The organism is Sphingobacteriales bacterium, from assembly GCA_016719635.1.
Lineage (GTDB): Bacteria > Bacteroidota > Bacteroidia > Chitinophagales > JADIYW01 > JADJSS01.
In genome coordinates this window covers 560,124-580,095 of the sequence record JADJYT010000001.1, presented here as the reverse complement: position 1 = coordinate 580,095, position 19,972 = coordinate 560,124, and the positions used below count along the sequence as shown (strand labels likewise).

Annotated in this window: 18 protein-coding genes; 6 read left to right on the top strand and 12 right to left on the bottom strand. The window is 41.3% G+C overall.

Features of this window, described 5'->3' with window-relative positions; genetic code table 11:
• The first annotated feature begins 1 nt into the window (after position 1).
• The 4 genes from IPM95_02680 (at position 2) to IPM95_02665 (ending at position 4,445) form a co-directional block, all read left to right on the top strand.
• Positions 2-439 (top strand): FixH family protein, encoded by a 438-nt coding sequence (locus tag IPM95_02680; GenBank protein MBK9328222.1) that lies wholly within the window; start codon positions 2-4, stop codon positions 437-439.
• The gene (locus tag IPM95_02675; protein ID MBK9328221.1) at positions 439-1,155 is read left to right on the top strand and encodes a sulfite exporter TauE/SafE family protein; all 717 of its coding nucleotides are present in this window, start codon (positions 439-441) and stop codon (positions 1,153-1,155) included. Before IPM95_02680 ends, IPM95_02675 begins: the two co-directional genes overlap by 1 nt.
• A gap of 226 nt (positions 1,156-1,381) precedes the next feature.
• Positions 1,382-2,737, top strand: a complete 1,356-nt coding sequence (locus IPM95_02670; GenBank protein ID MBK9328220.1) for a hypothetical protein — start codon at positions 1,382-1,384, stop codon at positions 2,735-2,737.
• A 271-nt stretch (positions 2,738-3,008) separates the two neighbouring features.
• A complete protein-coding gene (locus tag IPM95_02665; GenBank protein ID MBK9328219.1) occupies positions 3,009-4,445 on the top strand; it encodes a hypothetical protein in 1,437 nt (478 codons plus the stop codon).
• 59 nt (positions 4,446-4,504) lie between these two features.
• Here the strand turns inward: IPM95_02665 and IPM95_02660 are convergent, their stop codons facing one another.
• The gene (locus IPM95_02660; GenBank protein ID MBK9328218.1) at positions 4,505-5,863 is read right to left on the bottom strand and encodes a dihydroorotase; all 1,359 of its coding nucleotides are present in this window, start codon (positions 5,861-5,863) and stop codon (positions 4,505-4,507) included.
• Positions 5,860-7,134 (bottom strand): sugar MFS transporter, encoded by a 1,275-nt coding sequence (locus IPM95_02655; protein ID MBK9328217.1) that lies wholly within the window; start codon positions 7,132-7,134, stop codon positions 5,860-5,862. The genes IPM95_02660 and IPM95_02655 overlap by 4 nt, the downstream gene beginning before the upstream one ends.
• 131 nt (positions 7,135-7,265) lie before the next feature.
• On the opposite strand from IPM95_02655, the gene IPM95_02650 reads away from it, so the two are divergent.
• Positions 7,266-8,975 (top strand): hypothetical protein, encoded by a 1,710-nt coding sequence (locus tag IPM95_02650; protein MBK9328216.1) that lies wholly within the window; start codon positions 7,266-7,268, stop codon positions 8,973-8,975.
• Positions 8,976-9,009: 34 nt separating this feature from the next.
• On the opposite strand, the gene IPM95_02645 is transcribed toward IPM95_02650, so the two are convergent.
• The 6 genes from IPM95_02645 to IPM95_02620 form a co-directional block, all read right to left on the bottom strand.
• Positions 9,010-9,570 (bottom strand): hypothetical protein, encoded by a 561-nt coding sequence (locus IPM95_02645; GenBank protein MBK9328215.1) that lies wholly within the window; start codon positions 9,568-9,570, stop codon positions 9,010-9,012.
• 26 nt (positions 9,571-9,596) lie between these two features.
• A complete protein-coding gene (locus IPM95_02640) occupies positions 9,597-9,935 on the bottom strand; it encodes a MerR family transcriptional regulator (protein ID MBK9328214.1) in 339 nt (112 codons plus the stop codon).
• 32 nt (positions 9,936-9,967) lie between these two features.
• Positions 9,968-10,939, bottom strand: coding sequence for a M23 family metallopeptidase (locus IPM95_02635; protein ID MBK9328213.1), 972 nt, complete (start codon positions 10,937-10,939; stop codon positions 9,968-9,970).
• Between the two features lie 320 nt (positions 10,940-11,259).
• Positions 11,260-12,216: a tRNA epoxyqueuosine(34) reductase QueG gene (gene queG / locus IPM95_02630; GenBank protein ID MBK9328212.1), complete on the bottom strand. Its 957-nt coding sequence runs from the start codon at positions 12,214-12,216 to the stop codon at positions 11,260-11,262.
• 233 nt (positions 12,217-12,449) lie between these two features.
• Positions 12,450-13,454 carry a zinc-binding dehydrogenase gene (locus IPM95_02625; GenBank protein ID MBK9328211.1) on the bottom strand — a complete coding sequence of 335 codons (1,005 nt, stop codon included), beginning with the start codon at positions 13,452-13,454 and terminating at the stop codon, positions 12,450-12,452.
• A 98-nt stretch (positions 13,455-13,552) separates the two neighbouring features.
• Positions 13,553-14,728, bottom strand: a complete 1,176-nt coding sequence (locus tag IPM95_02620; protein ID MBK9328210.1) for an aspartyl protease family protein — start codon at positions 14,726-14,728, stop codon at positions 13,553-13,555.
• 214 nt (positions 14,729-14,942) lie between these two features.
• Between IPM95_02620 and IPM95_02615 the strand changes: the two genes are divergently transcribed.
• Positions 14,943-16,793 carry an ABC-F family ATP-binding cassette domain-containing protein gene (locus tag IPM95_02615; GenBank protein MBK9328209.1) on the top strand — a complete coding sequence of 617 codons (1,851 nt, stop codon included), beginning with the start codon at positions 14,943-14,945 and terminating at the stop codon, positions 16,791-16,793.
• A gap of 1 nt (position 16,794) precedes the next feature.
• Here IPM95_02615 and IPM95_02610 read toward each other — a convergent pair whose 3' ends face one another.
• The 4 genes from IPM95_02610 to IPM95_02595 all read right to left on the bottom strand — a co-directional run bounded on the left by IPM95_02610 (position 16,795) and on the right by IPM95_02595 (position 19,944).
• On the bottom strand, positions 16,795-17,967 hold the full coding sequence (locus IPM95_02610) for an alpha/beta hydrolase (GenBank protein ID MBK9328208.1): 1,173 nt from the start codon (positions 17,965-17,967) through the stop codon (positions 16,795-16,797).
• A 19-nt stretch (positions 17,968-17,986) separates the two neighbouring features.
• Complete coding sequence (locus IPM95_02605; GenBank protein MBK9328207.1) at positions 17,987-18,235, bottom strand: hypothetical protein; 249 nt, start codon at positions 18,233-18,235, stop codon at positions 17,987-17,989.
• A gap of 161 nt (positions 18,236-18,396) precedes the next feature.
• Positions 18,397-18,912 (bottom strand): ceramidase domain-containing protein, encoded by a 516-nt coding sequence (locus IPM95_02600; protein MBK9328206.1) that lies wholly within the window; start codon positions 18,910-18,912, stop codon positions 18,397-18,399.
• A gap of 126 nt (positions 18,913-19,038) precedes the next feature.
• Positions 19,039-19,944 carry a DUF4412 domain-containing protein gene (locus IPM95_02595; GenBank protein ID MBK9328205.1) on the bottom strand — a complete coding sequence of 302 codons (906 nt, stop codon included), beginning with the start codon at positions 19,942-19,944 and terminating at the stop codon, positions 19,039-19,041.
• Positions 19,945-19,972 lie beyond the last annotated feature (28 nt).

Genomic DNA, 19,972 nt, shown 5'->3' with positions numbered 1-19,972 from the left:
GATGAACTGGGGATATAGGATAATGCTTGTTTACATTGCTTTTGTTTTGGCTATGCTGGGGATGGTCTATGTATCTTCCCGGCAGACAAATGAGATGCAGGACGAAAACTATTATGTGAAGGAACTGGCCTATCAGCAGGTGATAGACGGTAAGAATAATCTCCAGCAACTCGATGAAGAATTATCGCTCACCGATTCTGCCGATATGGTGAAAATAAGAATTCCGGCAGCAGCCGCTCAAAATATTACAGACGGTAAGATTTATTTTCTGCGCCCGTCCGATGAGAAAAAAGACCTTCATCTGGCACTTAAACCGGATGCTGAAGGCATTCAGCTGATTCCCGGGTCGCTGCTGTCCAAAGGACTCTATACCGTTCAGTTGAGCTGGAAAAGCAATAATCAACTGTTTTATTCCGAACAATCCTTTAACGCACAGTAATGTTCTACTCTGTAATTGCAGCCGGTTTTACGATTGGAATTTTGGGAAGTTTTCATTGCGTAGGAATGTGCGGCCCGATAGCCTTGTCACTCCCGGTGTATGATAAGCCTAAATGGCAGCGCCTGTTTCTTATTTTGCTGTATAACTTTGGCAGAATGACCTCGTATTCTTCTATGGGTGTGCTGTTCGGTCTCGTTGGCCGCCAGTTTTTTATAGGTGGGTACCAGCAGTTCCTATCCATTGCATTAGGTGTGTTGATCTTATTTTTCCTGTTCTTTTCCAAATACCTGGACAGCAACAAATCGTATATCAGCACTTTTACCGGTTTTATCAAACAGGCATTGGGTAACCTGCTGAAAAAGGATAAGAAATTCTACTCGTATATTTTTATCGGATTTCTTAATGGGTTCTTGCCATGCGGCTTGGTGTATGTGGCCATTGCAGGTGCGGTGGCTACGGGTCACGTGTGGCAGAGTGCCTTATTTATGGCTGCATTCGGTTTGGGTACTTTCCCTGTGATGGTCACTGTAACAGTGATGGGAAAATTCATCTCTGTTCAGCTGCGGAATCAGCTGCGGAAAGCGGTACCTGTCTTTGTCGGTGTCATGGCCGTCCTGCTGATTTTACGCGGACTGAATCTGGGCATACCCTATATCAGCCCGGAGATGCATCATACCCACCAGGGGACGGAAGCGGATTGCTGCCGTAAACATTAAATGACCAAAACAATATTCAGTTTTTTAATTTTTAGATTATGTAATACCAACACCGATGTGATCAGAGTTGATATGCAGGGTGGTTCAATTTCAGAACAAAATCCGGCTAAAAATTACGCTGCCGGAACCCAGTATGAAAAAATATTTGTATCATTGCTTAATTGTTGGAGCTCGTCGGCTTTTGTATGTATAAAACTGGTCAATATCATTTTACTTTATTCTCTTTATGAATGCATCGGCTAAAATTCTGGTTGGGTCTGTTCTTTTTTCACTGGCGGGATGGTTGCGCTTTTTTGTCACAGGTTCTTTTGTGGTAGACGGAAACTATCCGGGAGTACCAGCCGGAGCCGGCATCTCGATTCTCATCGCAGTCGCAGTTCTTTTTGTCACACTTGGTTCACTGGATCTGATAAATAAGATATCTTTAGAAGTTATTACCGATTGGAAAATCAGCGCCTCAGTAATATTCCTGCTTATTTGCCCGCCTCTCACTACCAACGATTTGTACAGTTATATATATTATGGGGAGTTTGCCAGGAATGGAAGTGACCCGTATATACTGGAAACATTTAATTCAGGCATCGTAAACAGGTTTCATGAACTTGTTTCTCCCTTATACCAGCAGATTCCAAGCGTATATGGTCCTGTCTTGTTGATAAGCTCGTTGCTGCCGGTAAGTATGTCCTCCGCTACAGCAGCCATACTTCTGTATAAGGCAATCATTGTATTATTTGTAATTCTGTTGTTTTACAGAACCGGCAGACGCAGTTATCTTTTTCCGTTCGTATTGTCATCTGCCTGTTTGTTTGAAATGGCAGGGCAGGGACATAATGATATTGTCGCGGTCTATTTTACCCTGTTAATGCTGGACTTTGCAGAAAAGGGCAAATCCGTTTCTTCAGCCTTATTCAGTGTTTTGGCGCTGGCTTCCAAATTCTTATATTTTCCCTTTCTTGCGGTTGCGTTCCTGCTGCTTCTGAAAAACAGTTTGCGTAAAACCGTTCTGTGGGCAGGCATTATAAGTACCAGTCTATTGGGCTGGTATATCCTACATCCGTATTCCTTTATGGCTCCCTTCCGGTATGCAGGTGCGATGCGTCCGTCCGGTTCATGGTCAGCGATGGCAGTGGAAATATGGAGGAGTACAGTGAATGCAGACATTAAGCAGGGCAATGTCATACTGTTTTTTCAGGTTTTTGCCTTGTTGCTTTGCGTTATCGTATTTGTTATATTCTGGTACCGCCGAAGAAAAATGGACATATCGGGTCTGATTCAGATAACTGCCGTCTTCATTCTGATTTATTTTGGCTTCTTTATTCACCGCCTTTTACCCTGGTATATCTTATTTGTAATTCCACTGGCCACCATTATTCCGGGTATTAACGTGAGGTGGTGGGTATTTGCCGCAGGGTTTTATGTTTTGCGTGGTTGTGTACATCAATTTCTGCCCAATACACCTGCAATGCTGTTTGTTATTATTCCTACCAGTGTTATTGCTACGATTTTGCTAACAATCTGGCTGTTTGTTACTATTCGTACAGTCATCTTTTCCAAACCGGAGGAGGATAGAATTATTGGCTGACGCTTTTATGGTTTTATTCAGGATACTACGAAATAACAGGAGTAGCAAATGAGACTGGGCAAGAAATATTGTACTACTGGTTTATCTGCCATTTTTCAAACACTCAGACCGCATCGGAATAAAGTGAACCGTGTTTTAAATTTTAGATGTTTATGCCATTTTCACAGATATTTAATATTATTTTTGGCATTAAAAATTAACAGAATGGACGGTAAATTACACTTGAATGCTGCTTATTTCTTTTATGCCGGTTATTTGAATTTTTAATGATATGAATTTTAATAGAAAATCTGTCAAATTATTAGTCTGCTACTATTTTTTCATTGCTGTAGTGGCGTTCTGGTACATGCACGCAGATGAGCATTTCCAGATAGTAGAATTTGCTTCCTATAAAGCGGGGATAACGCCTTTGGATGCAATGCCCTGGGAATTTGAGGCGAAAATCCGGTCTTCCATTATGCCGTTTATTGCATTTCTGCTGATCAAACTGTTTTCGTTCTTTGGTATCGAAAATCCATTTGTTATCGGGGCATCTGCCAGGGTAATAGCCACCTTGTTTTTTATTTATTCACTATACCGTATTGCTCCGTTTTTTCTGGATAAATTAGAACTGGAAGCGGATAAGAAGAAAATCATATTGTTCACCCTGTGTTTCTGGATTATGCCGTCCTTTATGACGCGCTTCAGTTCCGAGTCGTTCAGCGCATCTTTCTTTTGGATAGGATTTGCCCTGTTTGATTCCAGAAAATCATATGAGTCTGATAAACTTAAACTGATTCTTATAGGAATTTTATTTGGGTTCTCCTTTTATTTCAGATTTCAGATTGCGTTTCTGCTGCTGTTTTTATTTATATGGAGTATAATATATCTCCGGAAACGATTTTTTGACTGGTTTTTTATAGCAGCAGGAACACTCATACCTTTAATCGCAGAATATTTTACCAATCTATGGCTTTATGGAGAATTTGTTTTTTCACCCTACAGATACTTTAGGGAAAACATAATTAATAATGTGGCTGCTACGTTCGGAACTGAGCCATTCTACTATTATTTCCAATGTTTCTTTCTGTTCTTTACGCCGCCGGTTGGTCTTTTTATCATACTGGGGATGTTCTTTTATGCAATTAAATTTAAACATTCTGTATTTACCTATCTTCTTATTGGTTTTGTTGGTTTTCATTCACTAATAGGTCATAAGGAGTTTCGGTTTATGGTTCCGGTATTCAGTATAATGGTACCAATGGCATATATAGGGTTTTTGTATTGGTTTAAACACAGAAAGATAGTGGATGTGTGTCTGAAGGTCTTCATTATACTGAATCTGATACTGCTGCCGACGGCCCTTATTGTCAAATCCACCAGGTCACTTAATTATTTTGTAATCTATTTTGATTCCCTGCATGAAAATCAAATTTATTGTGACAAATTGAATCCCTATTGCCTAAATAACAGATTCCCGAACGCAAAACATTATTTTATGAAAAGGAGAGATTTGCAGGTAATAGAAACACATAAAGACAGCCTCACAGCAGGGCAGAATTATTTTATAACCAGACATTATTACGGTGAAACTTTTTTTGTAAACAAGAATAAATATATTAAAACGTATCAGACACTACCGAAATCAATAGTAAAAAGGCTTCCGGTAAATGTCGAGGATCCCGTAGGCGTGACGTATATTTACAAGTCGGAAACATTGATGCAATAGCATATCTGTCTTAATAATAAATCTTTCATCTCAAAATTCAATATGCTTGCAGGCTTAAATCAGGCTCTATCCAGGTATGGTGTCTGATTTCGTTCAAACAGCAGCCGCTGACCCTTTTGGCTTTCGTCAAAGTGTCCGTTATTATAGGCAAGATGGCCGCTGACAAATGTCTGTTTTACCTTACCCCTGAACTCTCTTTCTTCCAGCGGACTCCAGGAGCACTTGTACAGAATATTTGATTCCTCTACTTTCCAGACTTCGTGCAGATCCACCACGGCGATATCGGCAAAATAACCTTCCCTCAAAAAACCACGTTGCTGTACATTAAAGCAGACTGCCGGAGCATGGCTCATTTTTTCAACTATCCTTTCCAGTGTGATTTTTTTGTGGTGGTAAAAGTCCAGCATGATATTGATTGCATGCTGCACCAGCGGCAATCCGGCAGGTGCCTGAAAATAGGATTGTTGTTTTTCATCCAACGTATGCGGTGCATGGTCGGTTGCGATGACATCCAGCCGGTCATCCAACAGGCCTTTCAGCAAGGCATCTTTATCTGTTTTGTATTTGATGGCAGGGTTACATTTTATAAGGGCACCCAAATGGGCATAATCTTCCTGCTGAAAATACAAATGGTGAACACATACTTCACTGGTGATTCTTTTGTCTTTAAGCGGTTTAGAAGAATCAAATAATCCCACTTCTTTTTCGGTCGAAATATGGAGGATATGCAATCGGGTGTTGTATTCTTTTGCGAGATCAACGGCGAAAGAGGATGACAGATAGCAGGACTCCGCGCTTCTTATTTCCGGGTGGCACGACAGGGGAACATACTCGCCGTATCTTTCTTTGTACAAGGTCACATTTTCGCGGATGGTTTTTTCATCTTCGCAATGTGTGGCAATCAGCATCGGCGAACGCGAAAATACATTTCGCAGCACTTTCTCGTTATCCACCAGCATATTGCCTGTTGATGCGCCCATGAAAATCTTGATCCCGCAAACGGCAGATGGATTTGTCTTTAACACCTCCTCCAGGTTTTCGTTACTCGTACCCATGTAAAAGGAGTAATTCGCCAGAGATGTAGTTGCCGCAATCCGGTATTTATCTTCCAGCAGGTCCTGTGTCAGCGCTGCCGGTTTGGTATTGGGCATTTCCATAAAGGATGTAACGCCGCCTGCCACCGCTGCTTTCGCTTCAGTATAGATAGTCGCCTTATGGGTCAGTCCGGGTTCGCGGAAATGTACCTGGTCGTCAATAATGCCGGGGATTACATGTTTGTCAGAAGCATCTACTACAGTAGCATTGACATCTGAAATATCACGGTCGATCCGTGATATAAAGTTGCCATCAATCAATATGTCCTTTTGTTCAATTTTTCCTTCATTGACAATAGTACCGTTCTTAATTAAATACTTCATGCCTGTTTGTTTTTCCCCTTTCCTATCAAATTTCCTCTAAGTGCAAAATAAATCAAAAACAGATAACAGGGCAACAAGATCCAGTAAGAAATATGTCTGTTGGCACCGTCCGCACCACTCAGATGTCCATAGATCAGTGGGATGATCGCACCGCCGGCAATACCCATTATCAGTAAGGAAGAACCTGTTTTTGTGAATTTTCCCAATCCTTCAATCGAAAGCGGCCAGATACAGGGCCACATCAGCGCATGGGCGAAACTCAATGCAATCAGAAAGTAGATGGAAACCAATCCGGTGGTAAATAAGGCGCCGGCAGTGAAAACTATACCCAGCAAAGCACAAATCATCAGCGCCTGCTGTTGTGAAAGATATTTCGGTATACTGAAGATACCAGCCACATAACCTATCGTCAATGCCACCAATGCGTAGATAGGGAACAGGTTGGCTTTTTCTGCGGCTATACCCAGCGACTGACCGTATAACGGCAAGGTATCGATAGCTGTAACCTCAACGCCCACGTAGACAAAAATGCCGACCACACCTAACAATAAATAGGGGTACTGCAAAACAGACGTGCGGCTGGTGCTTACATCACTGTCGTCGTCATCCGCATCTTTGATTTCCGGCAGTTTGGAGAACTTGATTAATAAGGCGAGACAGATTAAAACCAAGGCAATGACTGAGTAGGGGGTAATAAGTTTGTTTGCAAGATTTTGCAGGGCTGCTTCTTTGGCGTCACCGCTGAGTGATTGTATGGATGTTGAAAACTGACTCATGCCGCTGAACAGTAGCTTATTCAATATAAAAATACCAATCATACCTGCCACTTTATTGCAGATACCCATGATCGAAATACGTTGTGCGGCACTTTCTATGGGACCTAGAATGGTGATATACGGGTTGGAGGCCGTTTGCAGTAAAGCCAGACCTGTCCCCTCGATAAACAGGCCGGACAGAAACAACAGGTAGCTTCGGTTCATGGCGGCAGGGATGAAAATGGCTGCACCAAAAGACATGATGAGCAGTCCCAGAGCCATGCCGTTCGGGAAGCCGATTTTCTTCAGTATCATACCGGATGGAAAAGCCATCACAAAGTAAGCGATGAAAAAGGCAAAGGTGACTAAATAGGCCACGACATCCGTCAGCTCACAGGCTTGTTTCAAAAATGGGATTAACAATCCGTTCAGCCAGGTGACGAAACCAAATAAAAAGAAAAGTACGCCAATGATGGCTATCTGGTAGTTGACAGAAACTTTTGATTGATCGGACATAGATATTGTTTTAAAGTGTGTACAGTTATCAAATATAAATCAAAAATTATGTAAATCTTATTTTTAAATCTGAATTACTTATATTTACCACGATATTTCGGGGCTTATATTGCCGTATTTAAAGTAAGTGTATGAAAAAAATATTCATAGTCTGTTGTTTTCTTTTTGCATCATTTTCTGCCTTCCCACAGGGTACCTTTATCCCCAGAGGATCCAATGTTAACCATTATTTAGACCGTCTGGAGATTAAGACTGGACTGGTAAAAGGCTTCCATACTTCCAATAAACCCTACGACCGGAAAATGGTCATTGATTATATCAATAACCTGGATTCCTTAAGTGATATGGATATTGACGACCTGACAGCAATGGACAGAAAAAACATTGAATATATTTATAAGGATAATTTTGAATTTGACGATGAACATACGGAATTGCCCGACAACCCGAAATTGAAGTTTTTATTCCGTCATCCTGCCCATTTATTACATGTTAAAGTGCCGCATTTTGCCATGTCTGTGAATCCGGCCATACAAATACGATTGGGTGGCTCTCTGTCTGATGAAACCAGGAAATTTAAATACCTGACTTCCAAAGGTTTTGAAATCAGGGGACAGGTGGACGATATTTTTGGCTTTTACGCCTTGTTTACATCCGAACAGGGTAATTTCCCCAATTATGTTCAGGATTATATTCGTCAGAGTCAGACTCCTCCCGGTGCAGGCTACTGGAAGGAATATAAAAGCGACGGCTACGATTATTTCTTATCCAAAGGATATGTCACGATAACTCCGACTAAACATTTTCATATGCAGTTCGGGTATGATAATAACTTTATCGGCGATGGTATCCGTTCCTTGTTTCTCTCTGATTTTGGTGCCAACTACCTTTTCTTAAAACTGAATACTAATGTCTGGAAGTTAAATTACCAGAATATTTTCGCTGAACTGACCAAATTCTACCCCAGGGGCAGTGACAGGTTGCTTACTAAAAAATATATGGCGATGCACCACCTCAGCATTAACGTAACGAAGAATGTCAATCTCGGTATTTTTGAAGCTGTCATGTTTCAACGGGAAAACACCTTTGAACTGCAATACCTGAATCCTCTGATATTTTACCGTTCCGTTGAGCAGGCGCTGGGCTCTCCGGATAATGCATTTCTTGGCTTTGATTTTAAGGTAAATTTTGCGAAGCATGTTCAGATGTATGGTCAGCTGCTGATTGATGAATTGAATTTTGCCAAGGAATTCAATACACCCGGCAAAAACAAGGCATGGGGGCTTTTTCATCCGCGGAGATGGTGGGGGACTAAATTTGCCGCACAGTACGGTATCAAATACATCGACGCATTCGGTGTCGACCATTTAGATTTACAGTTTGAAGGTAATGTGGTGCGTCCATATACCTATACACACTTCGATACCACCACTTCCTGGTCACATTATAACCAGCCGTTGGCACATCCTTTGGGAGCCAACTTCACAGAACTTATTTTTGAAGTGAAATACCAGCCCATACAACCGCTGTTTTTATCCACGCGTTTTGTTTACAGCAAAAGGGGAGAAGACGATGATTCCCTGAATTGGGGCGGTAATATTTTGAAAGATTATGACCTCAAAAAACCGAATGAATTTGGTAATCGTATAGGACAGGGTGTTATGGCGCGTACCTTCTATCTCGACTTTGTGGCCACTTATGAACCGTGGCATAATGTTTATGTTGATTTTACATACGTGTTCAGGAAAAAGAAGAGCGAAGACGTGACGCGTAATATGCAAACGCATTATGTAAATCTTTCCCTGCGTTGGTCCATTCCATACCGCAGGTACGATTTCTAGCATGGTTGTAATTTGATGACATGGGTATACGTTTTTATTCCCGGATGTATTCCAGGGAAATACCCGATTCATTTTCCAGCTTCTTGAGCGCTACCGAATATTTAAATTCCTTATCCAGTTTCTTGTCGTCAAAATTTCCCTTCCAGACCTCGTAATTGTAACTGTCTGTTTCTGATGAGCCGTAACGTTGACTGAAATAATCGATAAAAGTATTTTTTAAATGAGTTTCCTGAATGGAGTCGTTCATGAATATATCAACGGTTATGATATCCAGTTGTCCGTTTTCATTAAAGAAGTACTGCAGGTTGGCATACTCGGAAGCGGCTGTGGAGTCTTCAGGGTAGGAATATTCATAGAATAAATGATCTGCTGTGGCTTCATATAATTTCGCTTTCTCTGTCTTCTTTACTTCATCCGCAGTCAGGTTAAAGTTAATACCCCTGCTTATTGCTTCATCATTCAATGAATACAAACGGGTAAAATAAGGAGAGGGGTTGGTGAGCGTATAACCGGAGGTGTTATCTCTGTGGCAACTTACAATCAGGAACACGCAACAAAGCGGGAATAGAATTTGTATAGCGTTGTATTTATTCATTTTGTTGTTTTTTAACCGTTGTGCGGTTATAGTTCGTTATGCAGCGTTTCAATGAATTTCCGTATGTTTTTCAGTCTTGTTACGATTTCGCTGTAGTTATCCGTTTTTACATCACCGCCTTCTTTCAGTTTCTTTTTCGCCCCATCCAGCGTATATCCCTTTTCTTTTACCAGATGATAGATGAGGCTGAAGTTTTCAATGTCTTTTTTGGTGTACAGGCGGTTGCCTTTGTTGGTTTTCTTTGGTTTTAAAATGTCAAATTCCGTTTCCCAAAATCTAATCAGGGAAGTCGCGACATTAAACTGCCTTGCCACTTCACTTATCGTGAAATAGAGTTTCTCTATTTGTTTTTCTTTGTATGGCATCTCTTATAGTTTTCAGGTTATTAAAGTCGTCATTAATCAAATGCCTGATTGCTCTGTTCCGCAATTTTCAGCATTTGGTCATATTGTTCCGGGGTCAGGTCATTAAAGAAATAATTCACCGGATCAATCTTGGTGCCGTTTTTCCATACTTCATAATGGCAGTGTGGTCCTGTGCTTTTTCCGGAGTTGCCCACCAGTGCAATGGTCTGTCCGCGTTTTACTTTTTCTCCGGGGCGCACCACCACTCTGCTGTTATGTCCGTATAATGTTTCATATCCATAGCCGTGGTTGATGACCACCTTATTCCCGTATCCGTCACCCTGTGAGCCGGCAATCTCCACCACTCCGTCTCCGGTTGCATATACGGGAGTTCCGATCTCTGCCGTAAAATCAAGTCCGGTATGCATTCTGGGGGTTTTGTAAATAGGATCGATTCTGTAGCCAAAACCGGAGGCAATGCGTTTCAAATCCTTGTTGGAAACAGGCTGTATGGCTGGAATTCCCGCCAGCATCTGTTCTTTGTTTTTTATCATCTTTGTCAGCTCATCATAAGACCTGGACTGGATAAAGGCGCGTTTCTCCATACGTTCCAGTTTTTGCAGTGTATTGGAAATGATTTTCGCTTCTGGTAAATTTTTTAGTTCAGAATAAATCTTTGACTTGTTGACTCCTCCGCTTCTCAGGTTTTCCGGCAAAGGTTCTGCCTCGAAAATGATGCGGTAAATATTATCATCCCGGTCGCCCATATCCTGCAGCACTTTTGATAAGGCATCAATCCGTTTGTCCAGGATTTCATATTTCTCCTGCATTTCCCGGAGCTGTAACTTCTTTGATTTTTCTTCTGGTGTATCAAATAGGCTGTAGCCCAGTATCATGGCTAAAAAGCCAAAGAAAAATGCAGATGTAAAAAATCCGGTAATACGCAGAATGCGCTGCCAGATACTGAGTTTATACTTCTCGTATTTAAGGGTATTGGGATTATAATAGTATTTCTCTTTTTCCATTTAGTTGCGACCTGTATTTTATTTTGTTACACATTTTACTTCATTGTATGTGAAGTGAACAAGCCCTATATTGTATACTAGGATTGAAATTAAACTAACTAAAACAACGAATACAATCATGCTAAGTTATACTTTTTTACAATACGATAAGTGTATTGCAAATCAATTGATTATAAAATTACATTAAATTCTGGCAAAAGTTCTGTTTTTTTGTACTCACTACCTCCTTGACTGTTTTTTACCGCTGTAAGTGTCCCTAAAAGTCAGACAGTTATAAAAAGAGAAAAATTCTCTAACTTAAACTGTTGACCGCCATCCAACTATTTCCCTAAAAATAACATATTACGCTTCAATCCTTCATAGCCGGTTCGTTTCACCGCTGATTTTTTAAATAAATCCTTAAAAACATCTTCCGTTATTTCCTGCCACTCTCGTCGTGTCATGGTGAGTAAGCGCGCATCCGGCTCAAACTTCGGCTCCTGATGAGGTTTGGAAAACCGGTTCCAGGGGCATACCGTCTGGCAGATATCACAGCCGAACATCCAGTTGTCCATTTTGCCTTTAAATTCTACAGGGATAGCTTCTTTCAGTTCAATCGTCAGGTACGAAATACATTTACTGCCGTCTACCACCTGGTTGGTAACAATGGCATGGGTGGGACAGGCATCCATGCAGGCGGTGCAGGTGCCGCAATGGTCGGTGGGTAAGGAGGTGTCGTAATCCAGCTCCAGATCAAGTATGATTTCCGCTAAAAAGAAAAAAGACCCCTGTTGTTTGTTGATCAGAAGCGAATGTTTTCCAATCCATCCCAATCCGCTTTTCACTGCCCAGGCACGTTCTAAAACAGGCGCGGAGTCAACAAATACACGCCCGTTGACATTGACCGTTGTTTCCATTATCTTTTGCAACAATACCTTAAGCCTTTCTTTCACTACATGGTGATAGTCCTCCCCGTAGGCATACGTTGAAATTTTCGGGGCAGCAGGGCCGGACTGCGGAGAAACTCCGTTACGGATTTGTTTTTGTTCGGTGTAATAATTATATGTCAGCGAGATAACAGACCTTGCACCATCCACCAGTTTACGCGGGTCGAGGCGCATGTCGAAATGGTTTTCCATATAACGCATTTCGCCTTGGTAATGATGTTTCAGCCAAGCTTCCAGTTTGGGAGCCTCCTCTTCGAGAAATTCCGCTTTTGCGATGCCGCAATGGGAAAAGCCCAGTTCAGCGGCCCATTGTTTTATGGATTGTGTATGTATAGTTTTAGCGGAAGACATATTATGTCAATTCTGCTAATCTACTAACAAATAAGATTAGAAACAAACAACCGGCTTTCTTGTATCCGGCTTTTGATATACACAGCAATAGCTGTAAAACGAACGAAGCGTGGCTATCAGCATTCGGGTTCATTTTATCAGCAATTTGCTACCGGCTTGGGGTGGCAGCAACTTTCCTTGTATATCAAAAAATGGTTTTTGGTTATTTTTTACATATAAAAATAACAACAGTATTACCAGACAATACCAATCTTGCCGGTGGTTTTGCGGTTTTCCATATCATCATGTGCCTGAGCAATATCTTTGGCAGCATACATCTTGCCAACCACCGGGGCAATCTTGTCTTCGTGCAGCAACCGGATCACACTGTCCATGCAATGTTTCAGCGTATCAGGTTTGTAATCTGCGATGCGCAGCATATTGACACCAATCATGGAGCGGCTTTCCATCAGCAATTGCGCGGGATGATACAATCCGAAAGCCATACCAATCTTTGCTTTTGACAGAATGTTGTTGGCATCCGTCATCGAAGAGGCGCCGTAGCCTACGATGCGTCCGCCGCGATTGAGGAGTTTGTAGCTTTTTCTGAAATTTTCACCGCCTAAACTGTCAAATGCCACATCAATCGGTTCTTTGATGACTTTGGAGAAATCGTCTTTGTTATAGTTGATGGGCACATCCACCCCTTGCGCACGTAAATAGTCCAGTTTGCTGTCGCTGCCGGCAGTGGAATATATTTTCGCATTCTTCAGTTTGCACAATTGAATCAGTGCGGTGCCCACACCACCCGCTCCGGCATGAATCAATACCGTTTCATTGGGCAATACATTTGTAGCAACTGCACAGGCATAATAGGCTGTGCTATACTGCGTAGCCAGCGCCAGTGCCTTGCCGGCATCCATCTCTTCCCCTATGAGAGCGATGGCGTTTTCTTTTTGGATGACGTACTGGCTGTATCCGCCAAATCGGGTGAAGACGAGCACTCTGTCACCTTTCTTTACGGTGGTGATGTTTTTCCCGGTCTTTTCTACCTTTCCTACTGCTTCATAGCCGACAATTGCAGGTAAAGGAGGGCAATCCTGGTATTGACCCAGCCGGGCCACCACATCGGCAAAATTGATGCCGGAGGCTTCCACGATGACACCCACCTCGTCATCACCGGGTTCTGTAATCTGTATGTCCCTGAATTCAAAAGCGTTTTTGGGGGCACCGTTTTTTACTAAATAAATGGCTTGCATAATAATTGATTTAAGATGTATGAATTATAATTTTAGATTTGAATGTACGATTTTTTGTTTGCTTTCCACACCCAGTTCTTTTGTCCCGACCCGATGCCCTAAATTATACTGACAAGCTTATATGTTATTTTAATCGTTTGCTTATCACGGACAAATTCAATGCTGACTTTTTTGCCGATACGTTTGTTCAATAAAATAAGCGCGTCTTCCAGCCGCATGGAGGAACAGCGCTTCTTGTCAATTTTTATGATTTCATCCCCCTGTTTCAGCCCGGCTTCTAAGGGCGGTGAATCGCTGGCGATACTCTTTACAATAAAACCGCCGTTTTTAGTCCTGTTTTCCAGTAGTATGATATTGGAGACATTAAAATAAAAAGGCGAATAGATTTTCCCCAATGGCTTGAAATAAATGGCTTTTTCAGGGTAAGCAAAATAGATGTCCAGCCGGTTTAAGATATCGTTGCCTATATTGCCATCGAGGGTGTTTTCATTCATTTCCTTAAAGGTGATAGGGGTTTCATTAAAGGCGACAATGACACTGTCCAGTTTCAGGGTGTCAATGAATAGTTTCTTAAGTCTTCCCACCTTAGAGTACATGGCACCGGATAATCCCTGGCCGATTTCAGCCTGGATGTATTTTGAGATATGTAAATCTTCCGGGTCTTTATTTTTAATAATGACCGGTATGTTGGAGCCTGTATCCAGTAACAGTTCGGAAAGGAATAATTCATTCTGTTGGTTCATAACCATACAGGAGATATATCCTTTGCTTTTTCGGATTTCTACCGGTAGTTTTTTATAGGTGGCTGTTATTTTTTTAGAGGGTCTTTTTTCGTACAGTTCGACGATATGTTTTTTATAGTTTATATGGATGTAATATTTTTCAAACAATTCAGCACCAAAAATGCCGTCTACTTCTGTTCCTAAATAATGTGCGAGCGTTAAGGTGTCTTTACTTAAGATAAAAACGGGAATATGTACGCCTTTCAATTCACCGATTTCAAGGGTTCCGTTGTCAATTTTCATGGTTTCAATGGAATCTTTAAAGCCTAATCCGGAAAAATAAACTTTCTGGTGGTAGGATATGTCAAAAGAGTCGAGGTATTTTGGATGGATGATAATGGTGCTTTTGCAACCTGAATCAAATATGAACTTCAGTGTTTTTGACTGGTTGACCATGACATCTACCAGTAAGATATCGTTGAAAACGTAAAACGGAAATACCGTCTTTTGTTTGACAGAAGCAATAGAGTAGTGCTTGTCCTGAGCTATCATTATAGCATTGCATAATAGGACCAACCCTGTAAAGAGGATTTTTTTAGTCTACTCACCGATTAAATTTAGGATAAAATTATTGTTATCACCTTATTTTTTGTTTATTAAGGGTGTTGTCTGAATGAGTCGGTCTGTTTTAAACGTATTACGGAATGAAAAGGCAGCAACGATAAGATAATGAGACTATTTTCAATAGTAAGCGTATTTTTGCAGCATGAATTACCTTTCTGTCAATAATCTATCCAAATTCTATGGAGATAAACTCTTATTTGAAAACATCACATTTTTTATTGATAAAGGGCAGAAAGTAGCGCTGATTGCCAAAAACGGAACCGGAAAATCTTCACTCATCCGGATTTTACAGGGATCAGAGCCTCCTGAAAGCGGGGATTTTAAGTTCCATAAGGATATCAAAGTGGGATTTCTTTCACAGGAACCAGCTTTTGATGACAGTAAGACTGTTTATCAGACCATCATGCACGATGAGAATCCTATATTAAAGGCCAGTTTGCTGTATGAACAGGCACTGGACGGGTATGGTGATTTACAGTCAGCAATGAACAAGATGGATGAACTGGAAGCCTGGGATTATGAGCAGCAGGTTAAACTGATATTGTCTAAATTCCTGATTTTAGATTTTGACCAGAAAGTGGGTTCGATGTCCGGTGGTCAGAAGAAACGGCTGGCTTTGGCTGTTTTGTTACTGCAGCAGCCGGATTTATTTATTTTGGATGAGCCTACGAATCACCTCGATATGGATATGATCGAGTGGCTGGAAGAGTATTTATCTAAAAACAACATTACGCTGATGATGATTACCCACGACCGCTATTTTCTGGAAAATATCTGTAATGAAATCCTGGAACTGGAGAACGGGATTTTGTACAAGCACAAAGGCAATTATTCCAAATACCTCGAAAATAAAGAACTGCGGGAGGAGAACCAGCGGGTAAATGTAGAGAAAGCGCAGAACACGTTTCGCAAAGAGCTGGAGTGGATGCGCCGCCAGCCAAAAGCGCGCACAACCAAAGCTCAATCGAGAGTGGATAATTTTGAAAATGTAAAAGCGGCGGCCACTGCAAAGACTCAGGATAAGGCAATTGAAATAGAAGTTAAAATGCAGCGCCTCGGCGGCAAGATTCTGGAACTGCATAATATTCAAAAAACCTATAAGGATAAGGTGGTGCTGGATAAATTCTCTCATAAATTCCAGCGAGGCGAACGGGTAGGTATTGTAGGCAGAAACGGCTGCGGAAAATCAACCTTACTAAATATCCTGGTGGGTGATGAAAAGCAGGATACAGGAAATATCGTATTAGGAGAAACCGTTGTATTCGGGTACTACAACCAGAAGGGGCTGCAGTTGAAAACGGACAAGCGTGTCATTGAGGTCATTAAAGATATTGCGGAATTTTTGCCGGTAGGAAAGGGTACCATATCCGCGGCCCAGCTGCTGGAGCGTTTCCTGTTTCCGTTAGAGCAGCAATATAACTTTGTATCTACCCTGAGCGGTGGTGAGCGAAGACGCCTGTATCTGCTGACCATCCTGATGAAGAATCCGAATTTTCTGATTCTGGATGAACCGACCAATGATTTGGATATTCTGACACTCCAGGTACTGGAAGATTTCCTGATGGATTTCAAAGGCTGTCTCGTAATAGTAAGTCACGACCGATATTTTTTAGATAAGCTGACAGACCATTTGCTCGTTTTTGAAGGAGATGGGAAGGTAAGGGATTTTCTTGGAAACTATAATGAATATCGTTTGCAGCTGAAGGAAGAAGTACGCCAGCAGAAAATGGCAGACAGGAATGCGGCTGAATCCGAAAAGACAACTTCCAGCCCTGTAAAAAGAAGGCTGTCGTTTAAAGAGCAGGAAGAGTTTAAGCAACTTGAAAATGAACTGGAAAAATTGACGAAGGAGAAAGACGTCCTAACGGAAAAGTTATCTTCCGGCATTTCGGATCACCAGGAAATAAAGGAGCTTTCCGGCAAAATACAGACAATCATTTCACAATTGGATGAAAAGGAATTGCGCTGGCTGGAGCTGAGCGAATTTGCCTGAATTATTTGCACGTTTCAGGCCGGTTACACACCGGTGCATCTGCCATGATTATCTCTTTACCTGTAACAGGTTTGCCTTGCAGCACACTATACGTAAAGCCGCTGACGAGGTTAAGCAGTTTATTAAATCCAACACTTCCCATGCCATGTCCGCCACCGCAGATATAGTCAAATTTCATGATGTTGTTGTTTTTCATGATTTCATACACCAACCCGCTGCCGGCAATTTCCGGAAATGTTTTCCTGTCTTTGCATTTATAGGCTGGTGCTTTTACCGGATCGATTAATTCGTCACAGCTGCCGGAAATTAATAAAAATGGAGTGTTTGTTTTTTTTACGATGATTTTTTCAGAAAAGATGGCACCGGCGAGCGAGTAAACCCCCGCCACTTTGCTGCTGTATTCCATATTGTCTTTCATCGGATCTAAGGTGCCTCCAACTTGTTTAAGCACCTCTTCCGGAACGTCCGCATCTTCATACAGGGCCATACCCAATGATGTGATCGCACCGGCACTTTGTCCGCCGATGAAAATTTTGTCCGGGTCAATACCCAGGCGACCGGCATTGGCTTTCAGGAAACGAACTGCGGAGCGGGCATCCTGAACAGCACGAATTACAGCCGGATAAAAACCGGTGTTGAAATCCCCTTCACATTGCGGAGAAAGCATCGCATTGGCAAACCCGATTCTGTAATCAATGGAAGCCACCACATAGCCTTTCTGTACCATTCCTTTGCAGATTTCTGTTGTACAGTCGTCCACTTTCATATAGAAACCTCCGCCAAATACATACACGATGCAGGGACGTTTTTTTTCAGCGTCACTTCTTGGAGTGAAGATGTCCATAATAAGATTGCCGGAGCTTCCGCTGTGCGTAGGTGCCCCTTTTTTATAGGTTTCCGTTAGAATATCGAAATCAGTAAAGACGTAGTCTTTGTATCGGACACCCCACGGATTAGGGTTGGTAGTCAGCATACCGCCGCCGGGAATCAGTGTCGGTTTTATCCTGTCGCCATTGGGTGGGTAATCTATTACGTAGGCTCTGGGCGGTAATTGCCCCGTTGCTTTCTGGATACTCGTCTGTGCCTGAAATAAAGCGGTACAACCGTTCAATAAAACGGATATTATGATAAAAGAAAAAAACCTGAATTGTTTCATATGAATGATAAAAGGCATAAGCAAATATACCTAAAAATTATGCCAATTTTTCAAGAGGCTGCATAATTTCTCGTTCCTCTGTTGTTAAAAATTCTTCGCTTCTGTAAAATAGATAGGCTAAGAATATGCTGACGGCAGTTAAAAGATGCCATAAGGAATGTCCTTGAAAAATGCTGGTGGGCGAACATAATTTGTCAGTAATATCCAGCAGCCAGACTGTAGTGGCAATTAAAAAAGTGATTAATGAGGCTACTATTAACTTGGTATAAGAGACATTACCTTTCATTTTTACCAGTAAAAATAAATTTGTCAGGATAAACACGAGGGTTAAAGAAGGAAATAAGATATTAACAGGTAGCTTCCAAAGAAAAAAGAAGAAGAATAATTGCACGACGACAGCACTAGCTATAAAGAAACGATTTGAAATATATTCTTTGCCCTGATATTTTATTTTTGGAAAAATTTTAAATAACAAATAGGAGATAAAAAGAGATTAGTAAAAAAATACATGCCGGTCTGATCCAGTTTCTGAAAAAAGTAGGTGAGTGTTGCATGGTACATAAAACTTCCGATTCCCATGTAAAGTGTGGAAAAACCTATTATAAAAGAGAAACCGGGAAATTTAGCCAGTAAATTATTGACATTGCTTCGTTCTTCGTATATATGGTCATTTTTAGCAATGCTGATGAAAATCAATCCGACGATAATGAATCCTAAATTTGACCATGTATTGGAAGGTTGCACAATCAACTGGTCGAACCGGTTCATTTCGCAGAAATTAGTGGCGTTACCTAATGCCTTTCTCCAGTTTTGCCATGGGTCTATGTATTGATTCAGCTTGTAGAGAATAAATAATCCGGCGGCAAACAGGAGAGTACCGAAAAATGGCCAAGAAAATACTCTTGGACGATGATTGTGTAAACTGAAGTTTTCTTTGAAGCTGTCAAAATCGATGGTAGGCATTTCCGTTTATAGATTTTAGCAAAAATAAAGAATTAAGGAAATTCCCCGGTAACAGCACTTTGTTAAAGAACCTATAAAAATCCCCTTCAACGATGGAAGGGGATGGATTTTGATATAAAGAAGTTGTTAGTTTCCGCCAAACATTGGGATGGAGCGGGCATCTGCGACATTGTAACCATCATAAGAAAAAACAACGGCATCCGGCTTCTTCTTGCTGATTTCAGTTATTGTTATTTTTGTACTGCTGCCATCCTTTTTGGTTATAATGGTTTCCAGTGCTGTGCCTTTAATGTCTGAAAGGTTGGTTTTGGAGAAAGGTGATTTGCCCCTGAATCCCATGTTTATTAATTTCAGCAAGTCAGAAGAGTTTAATGCGATATCGTTTGTAACCCAGCTCACAATTTTGGAGGTGTCTGTATAGTCGATGACATATTTTTCACATTTGTACCCTTCAATTACTTTTGATTCATTGGTCTTTTTAATGACGATTGCTTTTGGAGTCCGGATAGTTGTGTCTTTGCTGATAACCTGTTTGGGTAATTTCAGCAGCAGTCCTGATTTCTTCCCTTTCATATCAACGGTCAGGTTCATCATTTCATCGTCTTTAGAGTTGATGATGGTGTTCATGCCGGCAATAGTCTTTACCGTATTGGAAAAGGTAGGGATGAGAGATACAAGATAGCCGTCAAATGCATATTTTATTTTGCCTGAATTTGGTTTTGCATTGGTTTCTTTGATTTCAAAGTTCATGGTAAAACTGCCTGTAAAAGGAAATGGTTTGGCATTGGGATTGGGAGTGCTTGCGGATCCTCCCTTGTTTTTTGTTACATACTCCTGCAGACCGGCAGGTTGTTTAGGGGTATTTGTTTTTGGGGCAACAGTTGATTTGGTCGTATTCGTGGAAGGGGGAGTGGCAGATGTTTTAGCGGCAGTTGTAGCGGTTGGCTTAGCGGTAGTCTTTATAGTATTGGATGTTTGTGCATGAGCGAAAAAAAACGCGACTGATAAAAGAAAAAGGAAAACTGGTTTCATTCGAATATTTTTTTAAAGATAGGGTATT